The organism is Rhabdaerophilum sp., assembly GCF_046092605.1.
Classification (GTDB): domain Bacteria; phylum Pseudomonadota; class Alphaproteobacteria; order Rhizobiales; family Beijerinckiaceae; genus Rhabdaerophilum.
On sequence record NZ_JBJTDY010000060.1, the window covers coordinates 7,501 to 13,670 of the forward strand.

The following is a 6,170-nucleotide window of genomic DNA, read 5'->3' on the forward strand; positions in this document are numbered from 1 at the left end:
GATCACCGGCGGTTATCGCCTGCATGCGGGCGTGGACTGGTCGGGGCCGGTAGGCCTGCCGATCCGCGCGGCCGGCAATGGCGTGGTGCGGCTCGCCGAATGGGATTCGGGCTATGGCCGTCGCATCGAGATCGAACATAATCACAACTATGTCACGGCCTACAGCCACCTTTCGGCGTTTGCGCCGGGCATCAGGGCCGGTGCGCGGGTGCGGCAGGGCCAGATCATCGGGCGGCTGGGCTCCACCGGCCTCTCCACAGGTCCGCATCTGCATTACGAGGTGATGATCAACGAGCGCTTCGTCGATCCGCTCGCGATCCGCCTACCCCGGGGCCGCGAACTCGCGGGCAGGCAGCTCGAGGAATTCAAGCGCGAGCGCGCCTTCATCGATGATGTGCTCAAACGTGCGCCGGGCCAGGCGAGCCAACTTGCCCAGAACTGATCAGGCTCCTCAGGCCGCCTGCCGGGCACCCGGCGTGAGGCCGAGCTGCCTCAGCACGGCGATGACGGCCGGCACCGTGAGCGGCTTCCGGATCGCCGCGTCAAATCCCGCTGTCAGCCCGGCTTCCTCGCGCGGGTCATCCGCGCTGGCGATGACCACGGCCGGCCGGTCAGCCTGCGCGCCCAGCTGCTCGATCAGCCGGCGCCCTCCCCCTTCGGGCATCTGGAGATCCGTGAAGACCGCGGCGAAACGTGCCACGCGCAGGCGTTCCAGGGCGGCACCGGCGCTCGCCGCCTCTTCGCAGGGAAAGCCGAGGGCGGAGAGAATCGTCCGCAGCACAAGCCGTGAGGCCGGGTGATCATCCACGATCAGCAGCCGGCTCTCGGAATGCCTGGGGGGTGCCGGCGGCCAATCGAAGGTGAAGGCCGTGCCGGGACCGGGCGCGAGCCGCTCGGCCGCGAGCTTGCCGCCCCGGCTTTCCACCAGCCGCGCCGCGATGCCGAGGCCGAGGCCGCCGCGCTTCCCGCGTTGGCCGGGGGAGGCGACCATGAGGCGTTTGGCGCGCGCCGGATCAAGTCCGGGGCCGGAATCGGTGAGCCGGAAAGCCATGCGCCCGCCGGCGCCGGACGCGACATCCAGCGTGATGCGCCCCGCAGTCGTCATGCGGATGGCATTGTCGATCAGGTTCTCGAGCACCTGCCGCAGGCCGAGCGCATCAATCTCCGCCTCGCGGTTCACGGCCGGATCGAGGTTCAGGACAAAGACGAGTCCCTTCCTTTCGGCCCGGGCACTGGCGCTGGCGACGATCGCCTCGATGAGGGCGCCGAGGCGCGGCACCTCGCGGGTTTCCTCGGCATGGGGCGGCAGGATGCGCGCGAGAATGGCCCGGAGATGCTGCGCGCTTGCCTCGAGCGCTTCCACCAGCCGCGCCTGATCCGGGCTCAGGGGCGTGGCGGCAAGCAGATCCAGCATCGCCTCGAAGCCGCCGAGCGGGCTTCTGAGCTCATGCGCGATTTCCCGGATGGCCCGGGGCGAGAGGGTGGGCGAGCTGGGCATCGGACATCCGTCAGTTCTTGAGGGACGCGGGCGAACCCGCACTCTTCCCTTTATCGCCCGCTGGCGTAAACAGCCCTTGAATGCCGGGCGCGATCCGGCTCCCTGTCTCGCCCGGCCCCTTCCATGCTCGCCACCTCCTTCGCCATCGTCGCCCCCATTTTCGCGCTCATCGCCGTGGGCTATGTCACCGTGCGCACGGGGCTGATCGGCCAGAGCGCCGGCGAAGGGCTCTCCGCCTTCGTGTTCGTGCTGGCGATTCCCGCCCTGCTTTTCCGCACGGTGGCGACGGCCGACCTGCCGAACCTGAACCCCGCACCATACTGGCTCGCCTATTTCATCCCGCTGGCTCTGGTCTGGCTTGCAGGCAGCACCTTCGCCAGGCTCGCCGGGCGCGACCGCGCCGAACGGGCGGTGATCGGCTTCACGGCCGCGCAATCGAACACCGTGCTGATCGGCATTCCACTGATTCTCGGCGTGTTCGGCGAGGCGGGTCGCGTGCCCATCGTGCTGCTGCTCGCGGTGCATCTCCCCGTCACGATGACCCTCGTGACCGTGCTGATCGAGCGGGGCGGCGGAGCAGCCGCGACCGTAAAGCTCTTCCGTTCGCTGGTGACGCACCCGATCCTGATCGGCATTTTCGCGGGGCTTGCCTGGCGCCTCACCGGCCAGAAGCTGCCGGAGATTCCACTTTCCATCGTCACGTTCCTGAGCCACTCAGCGGCGCCCTGCGCGCTGGTGGCAACGGGCATGGGGCTGGTTCGGGTGAGTTTCACCGGCTCGCGCCTGCTGATCGTCGGCGTTGGCGCGCTGAAGCTGATCCTGCATCCGCTGCTGGTGTTCCTGCTCGCGAAGCATGTTTTCGTGCTGCCGCCGGTCTGGATCGGCGCGGCGACGCTCTTCGCGGCCTGCCCCTCCGGCATCAACGCCTTTCTGGTGGCCGAGCGCTACCGCAAGGCCGAGGCCATCGCCTCGGGCACCATCGCGCTGACCACGCTGATCGCGGTGGTGACCACGACCTTCGTGGTGACGATGGTGGCCGGGCGCTGAGGCGAAGTCGTCATGGCGGGAAAAAGTCTGGCCAAGACCGCGAGGGTGTGACCAACCTTTGGCGTCAGAACCCCAAATGTCGGCGTATTTCGCTTGCCGTCACCCCCTCCGCGCGCAAATGGCGAAGGGGCGTGGAGAGGGAGGATTTCGAGAGCTTCCTACCCTCCTCGTCGAGGATCAGCGCGTGGTGGTGATAGACCGGCGCGGGAAGGCCGAGGAGCGATTGCAGCAGCCTGTGGATGGCCGTGGCGGCGTGGAGGTCGCGCCCCCGCACCACATGCGTGACACCCTGCATCGCATCATCGAGCGCAACCGCGAGGTGATAGCTCGCCGGAACATCCTTCCGGATCAGCACGACATCGCCCCAGATCGAGGGATCGGCGGGGATCGACTGCTCCGCGCCCTCTCCCGTCTCGCGCCATTCGAGCGGAGAGGAAAGCGTGGCGATTCCAGCGCGGCAATCGAGCCGCAGGGCATGGGGCCCCTCTCCCGCTCCTCCATGCCGGCATGTGCCGGGATAGAGGATCGCCCCATCGGGATCGCGCGGCGGATTCTCGCCCGCCGCCTTCTGGATATCCCCGCGCGTGCAGGTGCAGCGGAACACGAGCCCACGAGCAGCAAGATCATCCGCCGCGGCCCTGTAGCGCGCGAATTGCGTGGATTGCCGGAGAACAGGCTCCTCCCAGGCGAGGCCCAGCCAGGCGAGATCGTCAAGGCAATCCGCCACGAGCGCATCGGTGCAGCGCGATGTGTCGATATCCTCGATCCGGATGAGGAATCGTCCGCCTTTCTCCGCCGCCATGCGCGCATTGATGAGGGCCGAAAAGGCATGCCCCAGATGCAGGTGACCGTTGGGGCTGGGGGCGAAGCGGAAAACGGGTTGCATGCGGATCAATCACGGCCTTGCATGGCCCTGATGAATCCGGGCATGACAGCCAAACCAGACGGGGCCAGCCATGAGCATACTCACCTCCGAAGCCGATGTCGCCCGCGGCGTGGAGGCCCTCCGCGCGATGTGCCCGCATATGGCGATGATCGCCGAGACCTGCGGCGTGCCCGCCCTGCGCTGGCGCGAGCCGGGATTCGGGGGGCTCGTTTCGACCATCACCGCGCAGCAGGTCTCGACCTCCGCCGCCAATGCCATCCGCGGCAAGTTGCGCGCGGTCGTCGACCCCATCACGCCCGAGGGGCTGATGGCGATGAGCGACGAGGATTTGCGCGCCTGCGGCTATTCGATCGGAAAGATCAAGACGCTCCGTGCGATTGCCTCAGCGGTCATCGCGGGAGACCTGCCGATCGATCGTCTCGGCGAGATGCCGGCGGCAGAGGCCCAGACGAGCCTCGTGAAGGTGCATGGCATCGGGCCATGGACCGCCGAGGTCTGGCTGATGTTCTCGGTGGGCGTGCAGGATGTGTTCGCGCCAGGCGATCTCGCGCTGCAGGAGGGCGCGAAGCTCGCCATGGGCCTCGATCTGCGGCCGACCGCGAAGGAAATCGCAATCATTGCCGAACGCTGGAGCCCATGGCGGGCCGTGGCGGCGCGCATGCTCTGGGCCTATTATGGCCATGTGAAGAAGCGAGCGGGCATGGTGGCGGGCTGACATGGTGGCGGGCTGAAAAGGCGAGCGCCAGGCGCGACCGTTTCACTCACCGCCGCTCAATCGAGGAAAATCATGATGCCGACAACAAGCCGCGTGCTGCCGCCCTTGAGGACAGGATAGAGGATCCGGGTGTAGTCGATGCCCGCGGGAACGCGCTGCGTGCGCGAAACCCGGCAAAAATGCGGCGTCTTGTGAAGGGCGACCTGCCGGAAGGCATCCAGCGAATGCCGGATCTCCTCGAGTTCGGGGACCTCGGCGAAGCGATAGCCGGTGAAGTCGGCGCCGAACCGCTCCTGCAATTCGTCGCCATAATAGAGACATTCGAAATCATCCAGCTGTTCCGCCGGCCGGAGAACAACAAGCCGGCGGCTCAGCATGCAGAGCCGATCCATGTCCCACGACTGGATGATGTCGACAAAATCCGGTCTGGAAGCATTCGTGCAGAGGTCCGACAGCAACTTGAAATGAGTAGCCTCGTCGTCCGTGAGATCAAATCGAAGAAGCATTCTGCCCCCGTCCCTGGCGCGGTTTGAACAATTGCCTGTCTTGTTTGCATGCCCTGAGTTCAACGCTGGCAGCGCAGCGGATTAGAAATAACGACCCTCCAGCGAGTGATCATGAAAAACAGAGTGACTGATCACGCAAGTGCTGCGGCTTCCAGCGGTTACCGGATAGATAACACGAGAATATTCAACGACCCACATGTCAGCAAAATCATAGCGGTGGCGCGATCCGACCTTTTCATCAATCCTCAAAGACTTTTCCGACTGTTCGAGGCAGGGTCTCAAATGCGACGAGGATCGGAGAATCTCCGAAAAGGAATCGGCCGAAATGTCCCGACCGAAATGGGCGATGACCCCAGAACCAACAGAGGTGAAACGGTATTCCTCGAGCCGATCAGCGGGAATGCCCACAATGAGATGGCCCAGAAATTCAGAGGTCGCGCCCGCCTCGATCGATCGCTCGCGGACGTGTTCACCACACGCGAAACGTCGAAAGTTCCGTTCCATAGGGATGGGAGAGACATGACGCGTCCCGGCGCGACGATGAGCAAGAGCCATGAGGCAAAGTCCAATAAAAAAGAAGTTCGCAAAAATATGTATTATTCCGAGCCGAAATTTCTTGCAAACTGTTTACCAGGAAAATTCCACCTTTTTCACCGGCGCCGGTGTCAGTGTAATGATACATTGTTACATTGCCATGATTCAACGCTCTTCCGGGCGTTTCCAGCGCCGCAAGAAGTCGGGACAGTGCGGGGCGCAACCTCCAAGCGAACCGGAGGCGCTCGGCAAATGGTAGGGGACCGGTTGTTCCGGAGCCCTGGCACGGTTGAACCCCGCACTGCAATTCGGCTGCAACCTATGCCCCGGCTTTCGCTGCCCTGACCAGCAGGCAGACCGCTGGCGCGGCCCGGGGTGAGGCTGCGGGCGCTTCCGCCGCGCCTGCCATGAGCCGGCAGGCCGGACGGCGCGAGGGCTCAATGCCCCCGCGAACCCGGAATCGACCCCGCCGCCTGCCCGCTCCGCTCATGAGACGGCCGGCCCGACCCGGCGGGGTGAGAGGGATTATGAGGGTGGTGGGGAGGGCGGGGATAAGTCGGGCTTGTTCACAGGTTTAGTCTTTGCAGGACCAGCCATTCTGAGAGTAGATATTGTAGCGACAATTTTTTGAGGCTCCCCCATTGCACCTTACCAAAATTGAAATCACCGGCTATCGCGGTTTTGAAACAAAACAGGAGCTAAACTTCGCGTGCCCAACCGGCAACGAGGGAAGTGGCCTTACGGTGATAACAGGCCCCAATAACTCAGGTAAATCCTCAATTCTTGAGGCCCTTAACACGTACAATACATCCGAAAATTTAAGTTTTAGCAGCGAACTACGTAATCCCGCATTTCCCATATGGCCGCGCCAATTCCATGACGAAGAGCGAAGATTATGATATAAGAATCAATGTGTTGCAGGTGATCGGAGCGGCTGTGCATGGAGCTGGTGACGGGTGAACGGCAAACGGGCGATCTGCGGGT

At 64.2% G+C, this 6,170-nt stretch carries 8 protein-coding genes (1 of these 8 running past the window's edge); 4 read left to right on the forward strand and 4 right to left on the reverse strand.

Features of this window, described 5'->3' with window-relative positions; genetic code table 11:
- Positions 1–442, forward strand: the 3' portion of a protein-coding gene (locus tag ACKODO_RS05130; RefSeq protein WP_408982373.1) for a M23 family metallopeptidase. Its footprint begins 1,565 nt before the window's first position; the window shows 442 of its 2,007 coding nt (coding positions 1,566–2,007); its start codon lies beyond the left edge, outside the window; it ends in the stop codon at positions 440–442.
- Between the two features lie 9 nt (positions 443–451).
- On the opposite strand, the gene ACKODO_RS05135 is transcribed toward ACKODO_RS05130, so the two are convergent.
- Positions 452–1,498 carry an ATP-binding protein gene (locus ACKODO_RS05135; RefSeq protein WP_408982374.1) on the reverse strand — a complete coding sequence of 349 codons (1,047 nt, stop codon included), beginning with the start codon at positions 1,496–1,498 and terminating at the stop codon, positions 452–454.
- 123 nt (positions 1,499–1,621) lie between these two features.
- Between ACKODO_RS05135 and ACKODO_RS05140 the strand changes: the two genes are divergently transcribed.
- Positions 1,622–2,545, forward strand: coding sequence for an AEC family transporter (locus ACKODO_RS05140; RefSeq protein WP_408982375.1), 924 nt, complete (start codon positions 1,622–1,624; stop codon positions 2,543–2,545).
- A 64-nt stretch (positions 2,546–2,609) separates the two neighbouring features.
- On the opposite strand, the gene gluQRS is transcribed toward ACKODO_RS05140, so the two are convergent.
- Positions 2,610–3,431, reverse strand: coding sequence for a tRNA glutamyl-Q(34) synthetase GluQRS (gene gluQRS / locus ACKODO_RS05145; RefSeq protein ID WP_408982376.1), 822 nt, complete (start codon positions 3,429–3,431; stop codon positions 2,610–2,612).
- Between the two features lie 70 nt (positions 3,432–3,501).
- Here gluQRS and ACKODO_RS05150 point away from each other — a divergent pair, with 70 nt between their 5' ends.
- Positions 3,502–4,146: a DNA-3-methyladenine glycosylase family protein gene (locus tag ACKODO_RS05150; RefSeq protein ID WP_408982377.1), complete on the forward strand. Its 645-nt coding sequence runs from the start codon at positions 3,502–3,504 to the stop codon at positions 4,144–4,146.
- 56 nt (positions 4,147–4,202) lie between these two features.
- Here ACKODO_RS05150 and ACKODO_RS05155 read toward each other — a convergent pair whose 3' ends face one another.
- Together ACKODO_RS05155 and ACKODO_RS05160 are read right to left on the reverse strand one after the other, a co-directional pair.
- Complete coding sequence (locus ACKODO_RS05155) at positions 4,203–4,652, reverse strand: hypothetical protein (RefSeq protein ID WP_408982378.1); 450 nt, start codon at positions 4,650–4,652, stop codon at positions 4,203–4,205.
- An 81-nt stretch (positions 4,653–4,733) separates the two neighbouring features.
- A complete protein-coding gene (locus tag ACKODO_RS05160; RefSeq protein WP_408982379.1) occupies positions 4,734–5,207 on the reverse strand; it encodes a hypothetical protein in 474 nt (157 codons plus the stop codon).
- A 620-nt stretch (positions 5,208–5,827) separates the two neighbouring features.
- On the opposite strand from ACKODO_RS05160, the gene ACKODO_RS05165 reads away from it, so the two are divergent.
- Positions 5,828–6,085 carry an AAA family ATPase gene (locus ACKODO_RS05165; RefSeq protein WP_408982380.1) on the forward strand — a complete coding sequence of 86 codons (258 nt, stop codon included), beginning with the start codon at positions 5,828–5,830 and terminating at the stop codon, positions 6,083–6,085.
- Positions 6,086–6,170 lie beyond the last annotated feature (85 nt).